Source organism: Dactylosporangium sp. CA-233914 (assembly GCF_050942935.1).
Taxonomy (GTDB): domain Bacteria; phylum Actinomycetota; class Actinomycetes; order Mycobacteriales; family Micromonosporaceae; genus Dactylosporangium.
This window is the reverse complement of the sequence record NZ_CP192030.1, coordinates 839,264-858,755: the sequence shown is the minus strand read 5'-3', so window position 1 is coordinate 858,755 and position 19,492 is coordinate 839,264. Positions and strand designations below refer to the sequence as shown.

The following is a 19,492-nucleotide window of genomic DNA, read 5'->3' as shown; positions in this document are numbered from 1 at the left end:
GCGCTTGGTAGAAACATCACACCTGGGGCGGCGTGATCGTCCCGTCGGCCGCGATCTTGGCCCCGGTCTTGGGAAAGTCCTGCTTGGACAGGTCGGACACCATCGGGATGGCCTGCTTCTTCGGGTCCGGCTTGGGCAGGCCCGGCGAGACCATGTACGTGGCGGTCAGCGACCCGCCCTTCCAGGTCCCGTCGCCGAGCAGCTGCACTTTCAGCACCCCGCCGACGCCGACGATCCCGTTGTAGGACAGCGCCTTGTACCCGCCGAAGTTGCCCAGGCTGTAGGCGATCAGCCGCCCCTTGTAGAACTCCATCCCGCGCATGACGTGCGGGCCGTGCCCGACGACCAGGTCGGCCCCGGCGTCGACGACCCGGTGACCGAACGCGATCGGATCGCAGCGGTTCTCGCCGAGGAACATCTCGGTGCCAGCCTTCACGTGGGTCTTGTCCGAGCCCTCGGCGCCCTGGTGGACCTGCACGACCACGAGGTCGGCCTTGGTCGCCGCCTCCTTGACGATCTTCTCGGCGGCGTCGAGGTCGGAGCAGAGGTTGGACCACTTGTAGGAGGCGAACCCGATCACGGCGATCTTGACGCCCTTGGCCTCGCCGACGGAGATGTCGCCCGGCCAGCCGGTGTACTTGATCCCGGCCTCGTCCAGCGTCTTCTGCGAGTTCTTGTACCCGACCTCGCCGAAGTCGTAGGCGTGGTTGTTCGCCATGTTCATCATCATGAAGCCCGCGTCCTTGAGGTTCTGCGCGTACGCGGGCGGGGTGCGGAAGGCGAAGCAGGTCTTGCCGGCGCTCTCGGCCGAGCACTTGCCGACGCCGGTGTCGTCGGTCAGCACCTGCTCGAGGTTGCCCATCTGGAAGTCGGCCTGCAGATACTCCTTCACCGGGTCGAAGAAGCCCTTGCCGTTGTTCGGCGGCAGGCCGCCCGGGGCCATGCCCATGACGATGTCGCCGGTGGCGCTGAGCGTGATGCCCTCGGCCGGGCCGGGGACCGCGCCGCCGGGCGCGGACGAGCCACCGCCGCCGGCCTTGGAGGCGCCACCCTGGGCCTGCGACCCGCCCTGGGTCTGGCTCGCGGCCGGCTCCTTGTCGTCGCCGCCGAGGAAGGTGGCCGCGCCCGCGGTGCCGGCGCCGATGACCACCGCCGCGACGGCGCCCAGGATGATCGCCGTGCGGCGGCCGCCGCCGCGCGGGGCCGGGGCCTCGCCGGGCAGCGGGAGCTTGCGCCGGCCGGCGCGCTCCTCGGGCTGGTACGCCTTGGCCGCGTACAGATCCTCGGGCCGCTGCGGCCCCGGGATCGGCTCGCGCCCGCCACCGTAGAGGGGGCCCGTGGCCGGCGACTGCCCGTAGACGTTTCCGGTCCCCTCGCCGCCGCCGCCCGGGAAGACCTGGCCGGTGCGACCCGCCGCAAATCCGTCGAAACTACCCGTGCCGGGGCCGTAACCCTCGCCCGGGCGGCCCGGTTGATCCTGAGGAGGGACGTGCGACGTGCCGTAGCCGGTCCGGTCTTCCCGGGGCTCATCGGGCCAGCGGGACGGTCCGCCGTACACCGTCATCCGAATCCACTCCAGCACTCGCGACACCCCGCGCCCACGGTGAGCGCGGTCGGGCACACGAGCGGGTCGTGTCCGACGCGAAGATATCGCACCCCCGCGACCCCCGGGCCGCCCTTGCGGACGACTGCCTCGTCGCAGGTCGCGGTGTACCATGACCAGCCTGCCCAACAGCCGGAACGCGACGCCGTATGCATAAACTGGCCTTCGCGCGATCGCTTCGCAGCGGCAAGGGCGCGCCGACGGATTTGAGGTGGACGCGATGGACGAGGTACTGGCGCGGAGCGGAATCTTCCAGGGGGTTGAGGCCGACGCCGCGGAATCCCTCGCCAAGGAGATGGAGACGATCGACGTTCGCAAGGGCGAGGTCGTGTTCAGCGAGGGTGAGCCCGGTGACAGCCTTTACATCGTGCTGTCCGGAAAGATCAAGGTCGGGCGCCGCGCGGCCGACGGCCGGCAGAACCTGATCGCCGTCATGGGCCCCAGCGACATGGTCGGCGAGCTGTCCCTGTTCGACCCGGGCCCGCGCACCGCGACGGCCACCGCCGTGCTCGACACCCGCCTGGCGCGACTGCGCAAGCAGGCGCTGCGGCCGTGGCTGACCAACCGGCCCGAGATCGCCGAGCAGTTGCTGCGCGTGCTGGCCCGCCGCCTGCGCCGCACCAACGACTCGCTGGCCGACCTCATCTTCACCGACGTGCCCGGCCGCGTGGCCAAGACGCTGCTGCAGATGGCCGGGCGCTTCGGCACCCGCGACGGCGGCGTGCTGCGGGTCAACCACGACCTGACCCAGGAGGAGATGGCGCAGCTCGTCGGCGCCTCGCGCGAGACGGTGAACAAGGCCCTGGCCGACTTCGCCTCCCGCGGCTGGCTCCGCCTGGACGGCAAGAGTGTGATCATCATGGACCCGGAGCGCCTCGCCCGCCGCGCCCGAGTCTGATCGAAGGCCGCCTCGGAAGAGGCGGCCTTTCTGGTGGCGAGAAACAATCAGGCTTGACTGTTTGTTTTTCGCGATACACCCTGGAGGTCATGCAGGAGCGCAGCCGGGTCACGCAGCGGCGCCTGCTGGAGGCGACCGTCGAGTGCCTCTACGAGTTCGGCTGGTCCGGCGCCACCACCACGGTCATCGCCGATCGCGCGGGCGTCTCCCGCGGCGCCCAGCTGCACCACTACCCCACCCGCGCCGCCCTGGTGCTCGCCGCCGTGCAGCACCTGGCCGAGCGGCGCGCCGAGGAGATCCGCACCGAGGCCGCCGCGCTGACGGGCGAGCGGGCCGAACGCCTCGACCGGGTGATCGAGCTGCTCGCCGCCGCCTTCACCGGCCCGCTGTTCGTGGCCGCGCTCGAGGTCTGGGTCGCCGCGCGCACCGACGCCGAGCTGCGCGACGCGCTCGTGCCGCTGGAGGCGCGGGTCGGGCGCGAGATGCACCGGCTCACCGTCGACGTGCTGGGCGCGGACGAGTCGCGGCCGGGCGTGCGGGAGGCGGTCCAGGCCACGCTCGACCTGCTGCGCGGCCTCGGCGTGGCCAACTTGCTCACCGACGACTCCGCCCGCCGCGATCAGCTCCTCGCGGCCTGGAAGCAGCAGCTCGCGAAACTGATCTAGGAGGCGGACGTGCAGCTCGACGAGGTGCTGCGTGACCTGAAAGCCGAGTCGGAGGCGCTGGACCGGCTGGTGGCCGGCCTGGCTCCGCACGAGTGGAGCCGCCCGACGCCCGCGCCCGGCTGGAGCGTCGCGCACCAGATCGCCCACCTGAGCTGGACCGACGAGCTTGCCACGCTGGCCAATGCCGACCCGGCCGGCTTCTTCGCCCGGCTGAGCGAGACCCTCGACGAGGACCCGCGGACCTACGTGGACCGGGCCGCGGCCGCGGGCGTCGCCCCGCCGGAGGAGCTGCTGGCGCGCTGGCGGGCGGGGCGGGCGGCCCTGGCCGAGGCGCTGCTCGCCGTGCCGGTGGGCGAGAAGCGGCCCTGGTTCGGCCCGGCGATGTCGCCGTTGTCGTGCGCGACCGGCCGGATCATGGAGACCTGGGCGCACGGGCGGGACATCGCCGAGACCTTCCCCGGCGACGAGCGCGCGCGGGAGCACCTGCGCCCGACGCAGCGGCTGCGCCAGGTGGCCTTCATCGGGTACCGCACAATCGCTCACGGCTTCGAGTCCCACGGCCGCGACGCCCCCGCGGACCCCTTCCGGGTCGAGCTGGCCCTGTCCGGCGGCGGCCTGCTGATCTTCGGCCCGCCGGACGCCGCCGACCGGGTGACCGGCCCGATCCTGGACTTCTGCCTGCTGGTCACCCAGCGGCGACACCCGGCCGACCTGGCGCTGCAGGCCACCGGCGACGCCGCGAACGCCTGGCTCGGCGTGGCCCAGGCGTTCGCCGGCCCGCCCGGCGCCGGCCGCGAGCCCCGGACGGCGAACCGATGACGGCACCCCTGCGCGTCGGCAACGCCTCCGGCTTCTACGGCGACCGGGCCACGGCCTGGCGCGAGATGCTCGACGGCGGCGAGCTCGACGTGCTCACCGGCGACTACCTGGCCGAGCTCACGATGCTCATCCTCGGCCGGGACCGGCTCAAGGACCCGGCGACCGGCTACGCGAAGACGTTCCCGCGCCAGCTGGAGTCCGTCCTCGGCACCGCGAAGGAGCGCGGCGTACGCCTCGTCGCCAACGCCGGCGGCCTCAACCCGGCCGGGCTGGCCGAGGCGGTCCGGGCCCTCGCCGCGCGGCTCGGCCTGGACGTGGCCGTCGCGCACGTGGAGGGCGACGACGTCACCGGGCGGGCCACCGAGCTGGGCCTCGGGCAGCCGCTGACCGCGAACGCGTACCTCGGCGCGTTCGGCATCGCCGAGTGCCTCACGGCCGGCGCGGACGTGGTGGTCACCGGCCGGGTCACCGACGCGTCCCTGGTCGTCGGCCCCGGCATCGCCCGCTTCGGCTGGACCCGCGCCGACCTCGACGCCCTCGCCGGCGCGACGGTCGCCGGGCACGTCCTGGAGTGCGGCGCCCAGGCCACCGGCGGCAACTTCGCGTTCTTCACCGAGCTGCCCGACGGCGCCCGGCGCCCCGGCTTCCCCCTCGCCGAGCTGCACGCCGACGGCTCCGCGGTGATCACCAAGCACCCGGGGACCGGCGGGGCCGTGACGGTGGAGACGGTGACCGCGCAGCTACTGTACGAGATCGAGACCCCGGCCTATGCGGGCCCCGACGTGGTCGCCGACTTCGCCTCGGTCCGCCTCGCCCAGGACGGCCCCGACCGCGTCCGGATCACCGGCGCCCGCGGCGCCCCGCCCCCGCCGGCGCTCAAGGTCGGCGTCAACACCCTGGGCGGCTTCCGCAACGCCATGACGTTCGTGCTGTGCGGGCTGAAGATCGAAGAGAAGGCCGCGCTCGTACGCGCGCAGCTCACCGACGCCCTCGGCCCCGACGGCCTCGACTTCACCCTGGCCCGCACCGACCGCGAAGACGCGCCCTCGCAGGCCGCGGCGAGCGCCCTGCTGACCGCCACGGTGAAGGACCCGGACCCCAAGCGCGCGGGCCGGCGGTTCTCACAGGCTGCGGTCGAGCTGGCCCTGGCGTCCTACCCGGGCCTGGCCCTGAGCACTCCCCCCGGTGACGCGACCCCGTACGGCGTCTTCACCGGCCACTACGTCCCCCAGACCGCGATCGAGCACATCGCGGTGCGGCCCGACGGCACTCGCCGCCCGATCCCGCCACCAACCACGACGCGAATCCCAAACATCCATGTTTCAGGCGTTACATCCGTATTCGTCCCTCAAAATACGATACGCCGGCCTTTGGGCGACCTGTTCGGAGCGCGCTCGGGCGACAAGGGCGGCGACGCGAACATCGGGGTCTGGGCCCGCTCCGACGAGGCCTACGCATGGCTGCGCGCGAACCTCACCGTCGGGCGCCTCAAGGAGCTCCTGCCCGAAACCGCGCAGCTGGCCGTCGAGCGGTATGACCTGCCGAACCTGAAGGCCGTGAACTTCGTGGTGCGCGGCATCCTCGGCGAGGGCGTCGCGGCCGGCACCCGCTTCGACCCGCAGGGCAAGGCGCTGGGCGAGTGGCTGCGCTCGCGGATCGTAGAGCTGCCGGCATGAGTGACCCGTTCGAGACCGAGGAGCGCCGCCGCCTGCGCGAGCTGACCCGCGCGTTCGTCACCAGGGAGGTGCGGCCCCACCTCGACGACTGGGAGAACGCCGGCGAGGTGCCCCGCGACCTGCACCGCAGGGCCGCCGAGATCGGCCTGCTCGGCATCGGCTTCCCGGAGGAGGTCGGCGGCAGCGGCGGCGACCTGCTCGACACCGTGACCGTCACCGAGGAGCTGATCCGGGCCGGCGGCTCGTCGGGGCTGGTCGCGGCGCTGTACACGCACGGCATCGCGCTCCCGCACATCGTCGCGTCCGGCAAGCCCGCGCTCATCGAGCGGTTCGTCCGCCCCACGCTGCGGGGCGAGCTGATCGGCTGCCTGGCGGTGACCGAGCCGGACGGCGGCTCCGACGTGGCCGGGGTGCGCACGCGGGCCGTGAGCGACGGCGACGAGTACGTGGTCGACGGCGCCAAGACGTACATCACCAGCGGCGCCCGCGCCGACTTCGCCACCACCGCCGTGCGGACCGAGGCGGGTTTCCGCCTCCTGGTGGTCGGCGGCGGCTTCACCGTCACCCGGAGGCTGGAAAAGATGGGCTGGCACTGCTCGGACACCGCGGAGCTCGCCTTCACCGGCGTGCGGGTGCCCAAGGATCACGTCGTGGGCGGGTTCGGCGAGCTCATGACGCACTTCGCGACCGAGCGGATCTCGCTTTCGGTACAGGCGTACGCCACCGCCCAGCGCTGCCTGGACCTCACGCTCGCCTGGGTGCGCGACCGGCACACGTTCGGCCGCCCGCTCGCGAGCCGGCAGGTGGTCCGGCACCGGCTCGCGGAGATGGCGCGGCAGGTCGACGTGGCCCGCACGTACGTCCGCCACGTCGCCGTCCGTGTCGCAAGCGGCGAGCGGCTCGTTACGGAGGTGGCGATGGCGAAGAACACCGCGGTCGCGACCTGCGACCACGTCGTCGACCAGGCCGTGCAACTGCACGGCGGCCTGGGGTACGTCCGCGACGCCGAGGTCGAGCGCCACTACCGCGACGCTCGGATCATGGGCATCGGCGGCGGGACCACGGAGATCATGAACGAGATCATCGCGAAGCAGTTGGGGGTCTGAGGCATGCCGGTTCTGACGAGCACCCTCGACCAACGCGCCGGCGTCCATCGGGAGAATCGCCAGGCGATGCTCGAGCGGCTGACCGAGCTGGAGTCGGCGCTGCGCCAGGCGCGCGGCGGCGGGGGCGAGAAGTACGTGGCGCGCCACCACGCGCGGGGCAAGCTGCTGCCGCGCGAGCGCATCGAGCTGCTGGTGGACCGCGACTCGCCGTTCCTGGAGATCTGCCCGGTCGCGGCCTGGGGCACCGACTACCCGGTCGGCGCGAGCGTGGTCGCCGGCATCGGGATCGTCGAGGGCGTCCCGTGCATGATCGTGGCGAACGACCCGACGGTGCGCGGCGGCGCGGTCAACCCGTTCTCGCTGAAGAAGACCCAGCGGGCCGGGCAGATCGCCCGCGAGAACCGGCTGCCGCTGGTCAACCTGGTCGAGTCGGGCGGCGCCGACCTGCCCCAGCAGGCGGAGATCTTCATCCCGGGCGGGGCCGCGTTCCGGGACCTGACCCGCCTGTCGGCCGCGGCGATCCCCACCGTCGCGGTGGTGTTCGGCAACGCGACCGCCGGCGGCGCGTACATCCCCGGCATGTCCGACTACACGATCTTCGTGCGCGACCGGGCCAAGGTGTTCCTGGCCGGGCCGCCGCTGGTGAAGATGGCCACCGGCGAGACCGTCGACGACGAGACCCTCGGCGGCGCGGCGATGCACGCCACCCGCTCCGGCCTGGCCGACTACATCGCCGAGGACGAGCGCGACGGCCTGCGCCTGGCCCGCGACTGCATCCGCAACTTCGCTTTTCCTGTCGCCCACACCTACGGTGCCGAGCCCAAGTTCGACGCAGACGACCTGCTCGGCATCCCCTCGGCCGACCTGCGGGTGCCGTTCGACCCGCGCGAGATCCTGGCCCGGGTCCTCGACGGCAGCGAGTTCGACGAGTTCAAGCCCGCGTACGGGCCGGCGCTGTGCACGGGGTGGGGCGCGATCCACGGCCACCGGGTCGGCGTGCTGGCCAACGTCCGCGGCGTGCTGTTCTCCGCCGAGGCGCAGAAGGCGGCCCAGTTCATCCAGCTCGCCAACGCGGCCGGCACCCCGCTGGTCTTCCTGCAGAACACCACCGGCTACATGGTCGGCAGCGAGTACGAGCAGGGCGGGATCATCAAGCACGGCGCGCTGATGATCAACGCGGTGGCGAACTCGCGCGTACCCCACCTGACGATCAACATCGGCGCCTCCTACGGCGCCGGCAACTACGGCATGTGCGGCCGCGCCTTCGAGCCGCGGTTCCTCTTCACCTGGCCCAACGCCAAGTCCGCGGTCATGGGGCCGGCCCAGCTGGCCGGGGTGCTGTCGATCGTGGCCCGGCAGGCGTCCGAGGCCAAGGGGCACGCCTACGACGAGGAGCAGGACCGCACCATGCGGTTCATGGTCGAGCACAAGGTCGAGCAGGAGTCGGCGGCACTGTTTCTCTCCGGCCGCCTGTACGACGACGGCGTGATCGACCCACGCGACACCCGGACGGTGCTGGGCATGTGCCTGGCGCTGGTCGGCACCGGATCCGGACCGGGTCCGCAGCAATTCGGCGTGTTCCGGCATTAGGGGAGCCATAGTGATTCGAAGGCTGCTGGTAGCCAACCGCGGCGAGATCGCCCGCCGGGTGTTCGCCACGTGCCGGGCCATGGGGGTCGAGACCGTCGCCGTCTACTCCGACGCCGACGCCGACTCCCCGCACGTCGCCGAGGCCGACTACGCCGTGCACCTGCCGGGCAACGCGCCCACGGCGACGTACCTGCGCGGCGACCTGCTCATCGCGGCGGCGCGCAAGTGCGGCGCCGACGCGGTACACCCGGGATATGGCTTTCTGTCGGAGAACGCCGAGTTCGCCCGCGCGGTCATCGACGCCGGACTGACCTGGGTCGGGCCGTCGCCGAAGGCGATCGCCCTGATGGGCTCCAAGCTGGAGGCCAAGGCTCTGCTGGCCGACGCCGGCGTGCCGATGCTGCCGACCGCGGTCGAGCCCGAGGACGTCGACACCTTCCCGGTGCTGGTCAAGGCCTCGGCCGGCGGCGGGGGGCGGGGCATGCGGATCGTGCGCGACCCCGAGTCGCTCGCCGAGGCGGTCGCCGCGGCGCGCCGGGAGGCGGCGTCGGCGTTCGGGGACGGCACGGTCTTCTGCGAGCGGTACGTCGAGCGCGCCCGCCACATCGAGGTCCAGATCATGGCCGACTCGCACGGCAACGTGGTCCCCCTCGGCGAACGCGAGTGCTCGATCCAGCGCCGGCACCAGAAGATCCTGGAGGAGACCCCGTCGCCGGCGGTCGACCCGCCGCTGCGCGAGAGGCTGTGCCAGGCGGCGATCGCGGCCGCCCGCGCCGTGTCGTACGTGGGCGCCGGCACCGTCGAGTTCCTGCTCGCCCCCAGCGGCGAGTTCTTCTTCCTGGAGATGAACACCCGGCTGCAGGTCGAGCACCCGGTGACCGAGTGCGTCGTCGGCGCCGACATGGTCCGGCTGCAGCTGGTCGTGGCCGAGGGCGGCGCCCTGCCGTTCAACGGGCCGCCGCCGCTGCGCGGCCACGCGATCGAGGTCCGCCTGTACGCCGAGGACCCCGCCTACGCCTGGATGCCCTCGACGGGCACGCTGCACCGCTTCGACATTCCCGGCGCGACCCACACGTTCGGCCCCCTGCCCGCGCCCGGCCTGCGGCTGGACTCGGGCGTCGCGGACGGCTCGGTCGTCGGCGTGCACTACGACCCGATGCTCGCCAAGCTCATCGCCTGGGCCCCGACCCGCGCCGAGGCGGCCCGGATGCTCGGCGCGGCCCTGGCCCGGGCGCGCATCCACGGCGTGACCACCAACCGCGACCTGCTCGTACGGGTGCTGCGGCACTCGGCGTTCCTCTCCGGCGGCACCGACACCGCCTTCCTGGATCGCCACCCGGAAGTCTTCGCGCCCCTGCTGTCCTCCGTGGACGCCGTACGGCTGTCCTGCCTCGCCGCGGCCCTCGCGGGCGCCGCGCGGCGGGCCAAGACCGCGCTGCTGCCCGGCCTGCCCTCCGGCTGGCGCAACGTCCCCAGCGCGCTGCAGACGGTGGTGTACGAGGGGCCGACCGGCATGATCGAGGTCGGATACCGCCTCGACCGCGCCAACGACCTCGCCGCCTGGGCCGTGCGCCGGATCGACCCGGAGGACGTCGGCCTGCCCGGCGCCGCGCTCGATCCGGCCGGCGCCCCGGACCACCCGCCGGCCGCGATCCTCAGCGCGACCGGCGAGCGGGTCGTGCTCGACGTCGGCGGCGTGCGGCTGCAGTTCGCGGTCCACGAGGTCGACGGTGTGTCCTTCGTGGACAGTTCCGAGGGTTCGGTGACGCTGACGGAGCTGCCGCGGTATCCGCTGCCCGTCGCCGAGGCGCCCGAGGGTTCCCTGGTCGCCCCGCTGCCGGGCGCGGTCGGCCGGGTTCTCGTCGTGCCCGGCCAGCGGGTCGCGGCCGGCGACCTGCTGCTGACGGTGGAGGCGATGAAGCTCGAGCACCCCGTGCACGCCCCCACCGACGGCGTCATCAGCGACCTGCGGGTCGCGGCCGGCTCGCAGGTCGAGTCCGGCGCACTGCTGGCGGTGCTCTCCCCCTCATAGTCCCCTTTGGAGTTCACGTGGACTTCGACTACACCCCTCAACAACAGGACCTCCGCGAGGCGGTCGCCAAGCTCGGCCGGCGCTACGGCCACGAGTACTTCGTGCGCAAGGCCAAGGCCGGCGAGCACTCCGACGAGCTGTGGCAGGAGGCGGCCCGGCTCGGCTACCTCGGCGTCAGCGTGCCCGAGCGCTATGATGGCGGGGGCGGCGGCATCACGGAGCTGGCGATCGTCTGCGAGGAGCTGGCCGCGGCCGGCTGCCCGCTGCTGCTGCTCGTCGTCTCCCCCGCGATCGCCGCGACGATCGTCGCCAAGCACGGCACCGACGCCCAGCGGCAGGCCCTGCTGCCCGGCTTCGCGGCCGGCACGCTGAAGGTCTGCTTCGCCATCACCGAGCCCGACGCCGGCTCGAACTTCCACAAGCTGACCACCGTCGCCCGTCCGTTCGACGGCGGCTACTCGCTGACCGGCCGCAAGGTGTACATTTCGGGCGTCGACGAGGCCGAGAAGGTCATGGTGGTCGCACGCCTTTCGGACGAGCGCACCGGCAAGCTCAAGCCGGCCCTGTTCCTGGTCCCCACCAACGCTCCCGGCCTGACGGCGACAAAGCTGGACATGCAGATCGTCAGCCCCGAGAACCAGTTCATGCTGTACCTCGACGACGTCCGCGTCCCCGCCGAGTCCCTCGTCGGCGAGGACCCCGAGGCGGGCCTGCCAGCATTGTTCTCAGGCCTCAACCCCGAGCGGATCACCGTCGCCGCGATGGCGTGCGGCACCGCGCGATACGCCCTGGAGCGCGCCTCCGCCTACACTGCCACCCGCGCGGTGTGGGGCCGCCCGATCGGCGCCCACCAGGGCGTGGCCCACCCCCTCGCACACGCCCATATCCAGGTAGAGTTGGCGCGGCTGATGGTCGCGAAGGCGGCGACCCTGTACGACGCGGGCCGCGACCTGGAGGCGGGCGTCGCGGCGAACATGGCAAAGTACGCATCGGCCGAGGCCGCGGCCCTGGCGGTGGACACGGCGATCCAGTCGCTGGGCGGCAACGGCATGACCACGGAGTTCGGCGTAGCCACCCTACTGGGCGCGGTCAGGGCCGGCCGAATAGCGCCGGTCTCCCGCGAGATGATCCTGAACTTCGTCTCCCAGCACCTGATGGGCCAGGAAAAGTCGTACTGACAACGCCCTCCGGGGAGTGACACCTCAACCCGAGGCCCGTCACTCCCCCCGGGTCTACACATCGCCACCTGCCCGGACACTGCGAAGCAACCCGGATCGACGCACCACGCCCGGCCCGCGTCGCGCCGGCCCGCCGAGGCCGGCCGCATCAAGGAGCGCACGCTGCGCCGCCCACGCCGAAGCGCACGCTACGCCACCCATGCCGGCCAGCCCAGCCCCCGCCCCGTGCCGACCAGCCCAACCCCACCCATGCCGACCAGCCAACCTCCGCCAATGCCGACCAGCCCAGCCCCCGCCCCATGCCGACCAGCCCAACCCCGCCTGTGCCGGCCTGCCCGAGCGGCTCTACTCGCCCCGCCCGTGCCGGCCACGCCCGAGCGGTTTGCGCCCGCGCTCACCGTCCACGGATGGTGCGATCACGGCGATCTGGTGGCGCCCAACGCTGGCACGGCCAGGCTGCCAACCAGCGCCTCTACCCGCGCCGGGCGGCTTGCCATGGCCAGGTGGCCTGCTCCAGTGCCCCGCCCGCCCCGGCGGCTGCGGCACACCGAGGTGGCGTCCCAACCAACGCCCCTGCCCGCCCCAGCAGCTTGCCGCCCGGCCCTCGCCGCCCGGCCCTCGCCACCCGGCCCTCGCCACCCAGCCTCGCCGCCCAGCCTCGCCGCCGCCCGGCCCTCGCCACCCAGCCTCGCCGCCGCCCAGCCTTGCGGGCCGGCCCCGCTGACCGGGCGCCCTCGCCCTCGGTGCCGGTCACCCCGGCTCGCGGGGGCCGTGGTTACGCCGTGGTGCCCGCAAGCGATCTCGCTCGGTGCCGGCCAGGGGCGTCACCTTGCCTTGTGGAGCTGGTCGCCGGTCATGGCGTCGGTGCCGCGGCCGGCCAGGCAGCGATACGTTGTCGGGCCCGCCTTCTGGGCCGCCTCGGTCGGCAGGAGGACGTCGATTTCCCAGTTGGCGGCGGCGATGTTGACCGAGACCAGCGTGGTGCGGCCGCAGACCGTGGCGACCGCCGGGTCCTTCTTGCTGGTGACGTCGCTGCCGGTCGGGAGGTCACCGTAGGCGAAGACCTCCCACGAGTGCTTGCCCGAACAGTCGATCGGGGCGAAGTCGGCGTCGAAGCACTCCGGGGTGTCGGAGCAGTGGGCGTCGGCGCTGGCGACCGGGCCGCAGGTCGATGTCGGCGGGGCGGCGATCGCGGACTTCGACGCGCTCGGGCCGGGGGTGCCGTCGCCGAACCCGTACGCCACGGCGAGGCTCGCCAGGGCGGCCACCGCGAGCAGGCCGCCGAGCACGCCGATCCACAAACCCCGGCGGCTCACGAGCGACGGCTTGTCCGATCTGTCCCCGAAGTCACCGGCGCCGGGGCCGGAGGGGCCGGAGGAAGGCACGAACGGGTCCACGGGCGGCGCGACCGGAGCGGGCGAACCGCCCAGACCGGGCAGACCACCGCTCGGGCCGCCACCGGACGGGACGTCCCAGCCGCCGCCGGACAAGCTACCGCCGGACGATCCGCCGCCGGATGGGCCGCCGCCGGACGAGCGGGCGGACGCGCCGGTGGAGGACAGGCGGTTGGTCGGGGGCTCTTCGGCGCCGGCCTGGTGCGGCACCGTCTGCTCCGGGTCGCGCGGGACGCCGCCCAGGAACGGGGAGTCCAGCAGCCGGTCGGCCGGCGGCGGAGGCGGGAGCGGCGGCGACGGGTAGACCGGCTCGACCGGCGGGGAGCCGAGTGGCGGCACGATCACCGGCGGGGCGGGCGAGAGCTGCAGGGCGATCAGCGCGTCGCGCAGCTGCAGGGCGGTCGGGCGGGCCGAGTCGTCGTTGGACATGCCCGCGCGGAGGACCGCCATCAGCTCGCCGGGGCAGCCGGGCAGGTCGGGGATGTGCTCGTTGAACATGTCGACCAGGGACAGCAGGCTGGGCATCTGGCCCTCCTGCCAGCGGGGCGGGCGGCCCCGCATCAGGGCATAGAGCGTCGCGCAGAGGGCGTAGACATCCGCGGCCGGGCCCGGCGGGGCGTGGCGGAAGGTCTCGGGCGGGGCGTAGGCCGGCGTGAGCACGTCGAGGGTGATGGACACGTCGCGCCACTCGGCGAGGATGGCCAGGCCGAAGTCGGCCAGGGCGGGCTCGCCGAAGCGGGAGTAGAGGATGTTGGCGGGCTTGACGTCGCGGTGCAGGACGCCCAGGGAGTGGGCGTCCGCGAGCGCATCGGCGATCTTGAAGCCGACCTCGCGGACCTCGGCGGCGGTCAGCGGTGCGGTGCGCATGCGCTCCGCATAGGACCCGTCGCAGAGCTCCATGACCAGATAGGGGTGGCCGTCGCCGGTGACGCCGGCGTCGAAGAGGTCGACGACGTGCGGGTGGCTGGACATGCGGCCGGCGGCGCGAGCCTCGCGCAGGAAGCGGCGGCGGTCGCGCTCGGTCTCCAGGGTGCGGTTCTCGACCTTGACGGCGACGTCGCGGCCGACCGACTCCTGCTCGGCCCGGTAGACGGTGGCGTAACCGCCGCGAGCCAGCACCGAGAACCCAGTCAGGCCGGGAACCGTAGGGAGAGGAGCCGATTCAGTCACGGTAAGACCGTACGACAGGGGTACGACAGTTCTCCGTCACGCATCGGCCACAGCCGAACTTCAGGACTCGGCGACCACCGCAACGGAGTCGCTCGCGCACTCTCGGTTGGCTTCGAGGGCCTCACGCAGTACTGCTGCGGCATAATCGCGACCGCGAACGTCCTCGCCCGGAGCGCCCTGCGCCTGCCTGGCCCAGTCCAGCGCCTCGGCGTTGCGCCCGGCGACCAGCAGTGCCGCGGCGTAGGCGGCCACCGCCTGCCGGCGGGAGAAGATCACGGACGGGCCGGGGCGTTCGGCGGCGACGCAGCTCAGCGTCGAAAGCGCCGCCGGCAGGTCGCCCTGCGCGAGGCGGGCCAGGCCGAACAGCACGCGCGGGCCCACCGTTGCGGGCTCGAGCACGTCGTGGGTCTCGACAACCTGCAGCACCGCGCGGGCGTCGGCCTCGGCGGCGACGGGGTCGCCCCGGTCGAGGCTCACGAACCCGCGCATCGTGCGCGACATGCCCAGCAGCAGCGGGTGCCCGGTCTTCTCGCCCCACTCGGTGGCGTCGGAGAGCAGATCGTACGCGTGCGCCGGCTCCGAAAGCTCGCGCGCGACCACGCCACGCACGACCAGCGCCAGGCCGCGGCCCCAGTCGTCGCCGGCCGCGGCGAACTCGCGGTAGGCGCGGCGGGCCTCCCGGTCGGCCTCGGCCAGGTCGCCGCTCTCGGCCGCCGCGAACGCCTCGACCGCGCGCAGGGTGCCCACAGCCCACGCGTCGCCGACCCGCTCGCCGAAGGGCAGGAACGCCTTGGCCAGTCGCCGGGCCTCACCGAGCCGCCCGGCGAGCAGCCGCACGAACGCCGTGGTGCCGCGCAGCCAGGCCCGCCCGACCGGGTCGCCGAGCTCGGCGAAGCGGCGGGCGGCCCGCCCGAGCGCCGCGTCGGCGCCGGCGAAGTCGCCCCGGGTGGTCGTGACCCAGGCCAGGTGCTGCAGCGACCATGCCTGGGCGCGCCGGTCACCGGCGGTGACGGCGATCTGGAACGACTCGGCGAAGCGGCCGCCGGCCTCGGCCAGGCGCCCCTCCAGGAAGTCGGCCATACCGAGGCGGCGCATGGCGTCGCCGCGCTCATACGTCAGGTGGGCCGCGGTCGCCGCCTCCAGAGCCTCGGTCAGCGTGGCGTAGCTGCGGCGGTGGTCGCCCATCGCCCGATAGGCGCGCCCGGCCACGAGCAGCGCGCCGACCCGCACCGACGCCTCGTCGCCGGCGTTGGCCGTGACCTTTTCGGCGTATCCCAGCGCCTCCGACGCCCGCCCCAGCTGCAGCAGCGCCCGCGCGTGCACCAGCCGGTCGGCCGCGGGCAGCGTGCCGCCCCCGAGCGCCGCCGCGCGATCGGCGGCCTGGGCGGCCTGGGCCGGCTCCCCGCCGGACAGCGCGGTCCGGCGGCGCGGCCGAGCGCCTGCACGCCCAGCGGCGCGGCGGAGCGCGCGAGCGAGTCCGGCCGCAGGCCGACGACGTCGGCGAGCCGGCTGGCCCGCTCGGCGTGCTCGGCGATGAACGCGTCGGCGGCGCCGAGCGACATGTTGAGGCCGGCGACGTTGCCGGTGCCGCCCCCGGTCAGGAACGCGGCGACCGCCGCCGCGGCCCAGCGCGACAGGGCCGCGTGCCGCTCGGCGAGGTCGGCCTTGCCGATGCCGGCGTACGCCGCCTCGCGCAGCAGCGGCGTGGCGAAGGCGAACCCGCCCCGGCCGCGGCGCAGCATGCGGCGCTGCAGCAGCTCCTCGACGGCGCGCTCGAGCTCGACCGCGGCGACGACCGCGGGCCGGGGCGGCTGGCCGGGCGGGTTGAAGCGCAGGGCCTCGAGCGCGCGGGCCGGCACCGTGTCGCCGATGACCGCCGCGTCGCGTAGCACGGCCCGGGTGTCGACGGGCAGCGCGTCGATGCGCGCGGCGAGCACGGCGGCGAGGTCGCGGGAGAGCAACCGGCCGCCAAGGGAGCCGGGCGCGAGCCGCCAGCCGGGTGGGTCGGTGCCGGCGACGGTGGTCAGCGCGCCCCGCTCCTGCAGCAGCGTGACGAGCTCGGCGAGGTAGAACGGGTTGCCCTGGGCGGTCGCCAGCAGCCGGTCCTCGTCGGGCGGGGCGAGGCGCCCGCCGCCGAGATACGCCGAGAGCAGCCGTGCCGCGTCCGCACCCCGCAGCGGCGGAATTGGTACGACCTCCGCGTCCGCGATCCGCGTCAGCACGCCGGCGGAGCGCACCAGCTCTGGGCGGCCCAGCAGCACGATGAGCACCGGGCCGGCGAGCCGCTCGATGGTGGCCCCGAGCGCGTCCAGCGTCTCCGGCGTCGCGTCGTGCAGGTCGTCGACGATCACCACCAGCGGCGTCTCGGCGGCCAGGCCCGACAGCAGCTCCGCGACCGCGTTCGGCACGGCGTCCAGGTCCAGCTCGTCGGCCTTGGCCCCGGGCGCGACCCAGGCGGTGTCGCCGACCGCCTCGGTGTAGCCGATCAGGCTCAGCAGCAGGTCGCTGGCGAACCGCGGCGGCTCCGGGCGCCCGCGCGCGGCTCGGGCCAGGCGCTGCGCGAGACGGCGCAGTCGCTCCTCGACCGCCTCGCGGGTCAGCACGGCGTCGGGCGGCAGGCCGATCGCGACCCGCACCAGGTCGGCCAGCGGGGCCAGGCGCCGCCGCTCGCCGAACGCTGCGCAGTGCACCGACAGCACGCGGGCGCCGCCGCCGGGGGCGAAGCCCACCGAGGGGGTGTATCCCGCGCCGCCCAGGTAACCCGCGGCGAAGCGCTCGATCTCGCCGGCGAGCCGCGTCTTGCCCAGGCCCGCCTCGCCGGTGAGCACCAGGACCCGCGACTCCTGGCGGTCGGCGATCTCCGCGAGGCGCCCGGAGACCCGGCCCAGCTCCGGCTCCCGCCCCACGAACGGTGCCTCGTCGCCGAGGCCGGAGCGGGTGCCCGGGGCGTCGAGCAGGCCGAGCAGCTCGAACGCGTCGACCGGCTCCCGCTTGCCCTTCAGCCGCAGCGGGCGCAGCGCGCGCCAGGAGGCGAGGCGGCGGGTGGACGAGGAGGTGCGATCTCCCGCGTACACCGCGCCGATCGCGGCCGCGTCGGCGAGCCGGGCGGCGGTGTTGACGGTGTCGCCGATGACCGTGTATTCGATGCCGGCCTGCACACCCGCGACCACCGGCCCGGTGTTGAGGCCGATGCGCAGGCCCAGCGGGGCGCCGCCGCCGCGCTCGTCGTCCAGCACGCGCCGCACCGCCCGCTGCATCGACAGCGCGGCGCGCACGGCCCGCTCGGCGTCGTCCTCGTGCGCGACCGGCGCGCCGAACACGGCCATGATCCCGTCGCCGGTGAGCTTGTCGACGTGCCCGCCGAACGTCTTGACGGCACCGGCCAGCGCGGCGAGAACCCGGTCGGTGACGGCTCCGACCCGCTCCGGGTCGAGATCCTCCGACCAGGCGGTGAAGTCCGAGAGGTCACCGAAGAGCACGGTGACGATGCGCCGCTCGGCTGCCGGCAAGGTGGCCGCGGCCGGCAGCGCGGAACCGCAGTGGTGGCAGAACCGCGCACCGGGAACGGCCACAGTCCCGCACACCGAACACGTCACGTTGCACTCAACCCATCAACGGGTGGGTGTGATTCCCGTCGCAGAAAATCTAGCTGCGCGCGCACGCTGAGCTCGGCCGCCGGCCACAGCGCGCGATCGACGTCGGCGTAGACCCGCGCCACGACCTCGGGCGCGTCGCCCGCCCCCGCCGCGACCGCCGCCCGCACCTGCTCCAGCCGCGCCTCGCGGTGCTGCCGGTAGAAGCGCGCGGCGACGCTGGTGTCGGTCAACGCCGGCCCGTGACCGGGCAGCGCCGGGCGCCCGTCGAGCGCGGCGAGGCGCCCGAGGCTGTCCAGGTAGTCGCCGAGGTCGCCGTCGGGCCAGGCCACGATGGTGGTCCCGCGCCCGAGGATCGTGTCGCCCGTCAGCACGATCTCCTCGCCGCGGTGCCGCACGAGGAAGCACACGGAGTCCTTGGTGTGCCCGGGCGTGGGCAGCGGCTCGACCGTGACCCCGCCGGCCTCGAGCCCGTCGAGCACGGGCGGGTTGTGCACCGGGGCGCCGGTCAGCTCGGCCAGGCGCCGCACGCCCTCCGTGTGGTCGATGTGGCCGTGGGTGAGCACGATCGCGGCGACGGGCGCGTGGGCGGCGACCGCGCGCAGGTGCCCCTCGTCGAGCGGCCCCGGGTCGACGACGATGCTGCCGCCACCCGGCGCGCGCAGCAGCCAGGTGTTGGTGCCCTCCAGCGTCATCGGCCCCGGATTGGGCGCGCGGACGAGCGTCACCCAGGCGGGCAACGCGGCGAGCACCTCGGCGGCAGGGGTGGTGACGTGGCTTACCACGAACGAATCGTACGGCGGGCCGCTTCGCCCGACACGTCACCCGACCGGCCAGTGGGACGCCCGGTATGGTCGGTTTCCGGCCCTGATCAGCCCCCTTGTCACGCCCCGCCACGGCCCTTGCACGGCCCGCGTTGCCAAATGATCACAGCGAGCCCACCCGGCCTTACGGTCCGCGTGCCGATCAGTCGCGGCGCGTGAGCGCCCGCGGCGGGTTGCAGGGTGACGGTGCGGCCGAGGGCTTCAGGGTTGGCGTACCCAGGTTGCGGATCTTGCGGCCGGTGCCGACCTGGGTGGTGTGGTAGTCGGGGCTTGCCAGACGATGCGCCGGCAGCGTTCGCCGAGGAAGGTGCGGTTGGGCGACGTGTCGCTTTCGCGCTGTGCAGGCTTCCGACCTGCGGATTGTCAGCCGGCGACCCAGGGTGGGCGCGAAAAATGATGATAAAGGCGAAATGTCCGGCGACGGAGTCGCCGGACATTTCGGTGACCATCCGGGTGCAGCCGCGAGAGCGCGCCGCCGGATCAGGCGACCTCGAGGATCGCCTCGACCTCGACCGGCGCGTTCAGCGGCAGCGCCGAGACGCCCACCGCGCTGCGCGCGTGCTTCCCGGCCTCCCCGAACACCTCGCCCAACAGCTCGGAGGCCCCGTTGACGACGCCGGGCTGCCCGGTGAACCCGGCCGCCGAGGCCACGAACCCGACGATCTTCACGACCTTGACCACCCGGCCCAGCCCGACCAGGTTCTCCACGGCCGCGAGCACGTTGATCCCGCAGATCCGGGCCAGGTCCTTGGCCTGCTCGGGCGAGACCTCCGCGCCCACGAGCCCGGTGGCCGCCAGGGAGCCCTCGACCATCGGCAGCTGCCCCGAGACGTACACATGGCCGCCGGTCTGCACCGCGGGGACGTAGGCGGCGACAGGGGGTACGACTGGCGGAACGGATATCCCCAGCTGCGCGAGCCGGGCGTAGACGTCGCCGTCCATGT

The 19,492-nt window shown here is 73.9% G+C and carries 12 protein-coding genes and 1 pseudogene; 8 read left to right on the top strand and 5 right to left on the bottom strand.

All coding sequences use genetic code 11. The features are described 5' to 3' along the window. Positions 1 to 16: 16 nt before the first annotated feature. The gene (locus ACQPY0_RS03925; RefSeq protein WP_432994964.1) at positions 17 to 1,222 is read right to left on the bottom strand and encodes a CapA family protein; all 1,206 of its coding nucleotides are present in this window, start codon (positions 1,220 to 1,222) and stop codon (positions 17 to 19) included. 601 nt (positions 1,223 to 1,823) lie between these two features. Here ACQPY0_RS03925 and ACQPY0_RS03920 point away from each other — a divergent pair. The 8 genes from ACQPY0_RS03920 (at position 1,824) to ACQPY0_RS03885 (ending at position 11,567) form a co-directional block, all read left to right on the top strand. Further along, complete coding sequence (locus ACQPY0_RS03920; RefSeq protein WP_426509797.1) at positions 1,824 to 2,501, top strand: Crp/Fnr family transcriptional regulator; 678 nt, start codon at positions 1,824 to 1,826, stop codon at positions 2,499 to 2,501. Positions 2,502 to 2,590: 89 nt separating this feature from the next. Beyond that, positions 2,591 to 3,166, top strand: coding sequence for a TetR/AcrR family transcriptional regulator (locus tag ACQPY0_RS03915; RefSeq protein WP_432984774.1), 576 nt, complete (start codon positions 2,591 to 2,593; stop codon positions 3,164 to 3,166). A 9-nt stretch (positions 3,167 to 3,175) separates the two neighbouring features. Further along, positions 3,176 to 3,985: a TIGR03084 family metal-binding protein gene (locus ACQPY0_RS03910; protein WP_432984771.1), complete on the top strand. Its 810-nt coding sequence runs from the start codon at positions 3,176 to 3,178 to the stop codon at positions 3,983 to 3,985. Next, complete coding sequence (locus ACQPY0_RS03905) at positions 3,982 to 5,661, top strand: acyclic terpene utilization AtuA family protein (RefSeq protein WP_432984768.1); 1,680 nt, start codon at positions 3,982 to 3,984, stop codon at positions 5,659 to 5,661. The genes ACQPY0_RS03910 and ACQPY0_RS03905 overlap by 4 nt, the downstream gene beginning before the upstream one ends. Then, entirely contained in the window at positions 5,658 to 6,767 is a 1,110-nt protein-coding gene (locus tag ACQPY0_RS03900; protein WP_432984765.1) for an acyl-CoA dehydrogenase family protein, read from the top strand. Before ACQPY0_RS03905 ends, ACQPY0_RS03900 begins: the two co-directional genes overlap by 4 nt. A gap of 3 nt (positions 6,768 to 6,770) precedes the next feature. Beyond that, positions 6,771 to 8,357, top strand: coding sequence for an acyl-CoA carboxylase subunit beta (locus ACQPY0_RS03895; RefSeq protein WP_432984762.1), 1,587 nt, complete (start codon positions 6,771 to 6,773; stop codon positions 8,355 to 8,357). A 10-nt stretch (positions 8,358 to 8,367) separates the two neighbouring features. Further along, positions 8,368 to 10,389, top strand: coding sequence for a biotin carboxylase N-terminal domain-containing protein (locus ACQPY0_RS03890; protein WP_432984733.1), 2,022 nt, complete (start codon positions 8,368 to 8,370; stop codon positions 10,387 to 10,389). A 17-nt stretch (positions 10,390 to 10,406) separates the two neighbouring features. Further along, positions 10,407 to 11,567: an acyl-CoA dehydrogenase family protein gene (locus ACQPY0_RS03885; RefSeq protein WP_432984710.1), complete on the top strand. Its 1,161-nt coding sequence runs from the start codon at positions 10,407 to 10,409 to the stop codon at positions 11,565 to 11,567. Positions 11,568 to 12,391: 824 nt separating this feature from the next. On the opposite strand, the gene ACQPY0_RS03880 is transcribed toward ACQPY0_RS03885, so the two are convergent. From ACQPY0_RS03880 to ACQPY0_RS03865, 4 genes and pseudogenes are all read right to left on the bottom strand, one after another. Continuing rightward, on the bottom strand, positions 12,392 to 14,131 hold the full coding sequence (locus ACQPY0_RS03880; protein WP_432984707.1) for a serine/threonine-protein kinase: 1,740 nt from the start codon (positions 14,129 to 14,131) through the stop codon (positions 12,392 to 12,394). 108 nt (positions 14,132 to 14,239) lie between these two features. Beyond that, positions 14,240 to 17,727, bottom strand: a pseudogene (locus ACQPY0_RS03875) (adenylate/guanylate cyclase domain-containing protein); the annotation flags it as partial. Beyond that, positions 17,724 to 18,509, bottom strand: a complete 786-nt coding sequence (locus ACQPY0_RS03870) for an MBL fold metallo-hydrolase (protein ID WP_432984704.1) — start codon at positions 18,507 to 18,509, stop codon at positions 17,724 to 17,726. The pseudogene ACQPY0_RS03875 and the gene ACQPY0_RS03870, both read right to left, overlap by 4 nt. A 519-nt stretch (positions 18,510 to 19,028) precedes the next feature. Continuing rightward, entirely contained in the window at positions 19,029 to 19,490 is a 462-nt protein-coding gene (locus tag ACQPY0_RS03865) for a RidA family protein (RefSeq protein ID WP_432984701.1), read from the bottom strand. Positions 19,491 to 19,492 lie beyond the last annotated feature (2 nt).

Excerpts from the sequence above, each read along its gene's own strand:
- ACQPY0_RS03920 (WP_426509797.1), top strand. The coding sequence starts at position 1,824 with ATGGACGAGGTACTGGCGCGGAGCGGAATCTTCCAGGGGGTTGAGGCC.
- ACQPY0_RS03915 (WP_432984774.1), top strand. The coding sequence starts at position 2,591 with ATGCAGGAGCGCAGCCGGGTCACGCAGCGGCGCCTGCTGGAGGCGACC.
- ACQPY0_RS03905 (WP_432984768.1), top strand. The coding sequence starts at position 3,982 with ATGACGGCACCCCTGCGCGTCGGCAACGCCTCCGGCTTCTACGGCGAC.
- ACQPY0_RS03900 (WP_432984765.1), top strand. The coding sequence starts at position 5,658 with ATGAGTGACCCGTTCGAGACCGAGGAGCGCCGCCGCCTGCGCGAGCTG.
- ACQPY0_RS03895 (WP_432984762.1), top strand. The coding sequence starts at position 6,771 with ATGCCGGTTCTGACGAGCACCCTCGACCAACGCGCCGGCGTCCATCGG.
- ACQPY0_RS03865 (WP_432984701.1), bottom strand. The coding sequence starts at position 19,490 with ATGGACGGCGACGTCTACGCCCGGCTCGCGCAGCTGGGGATATCCGTT.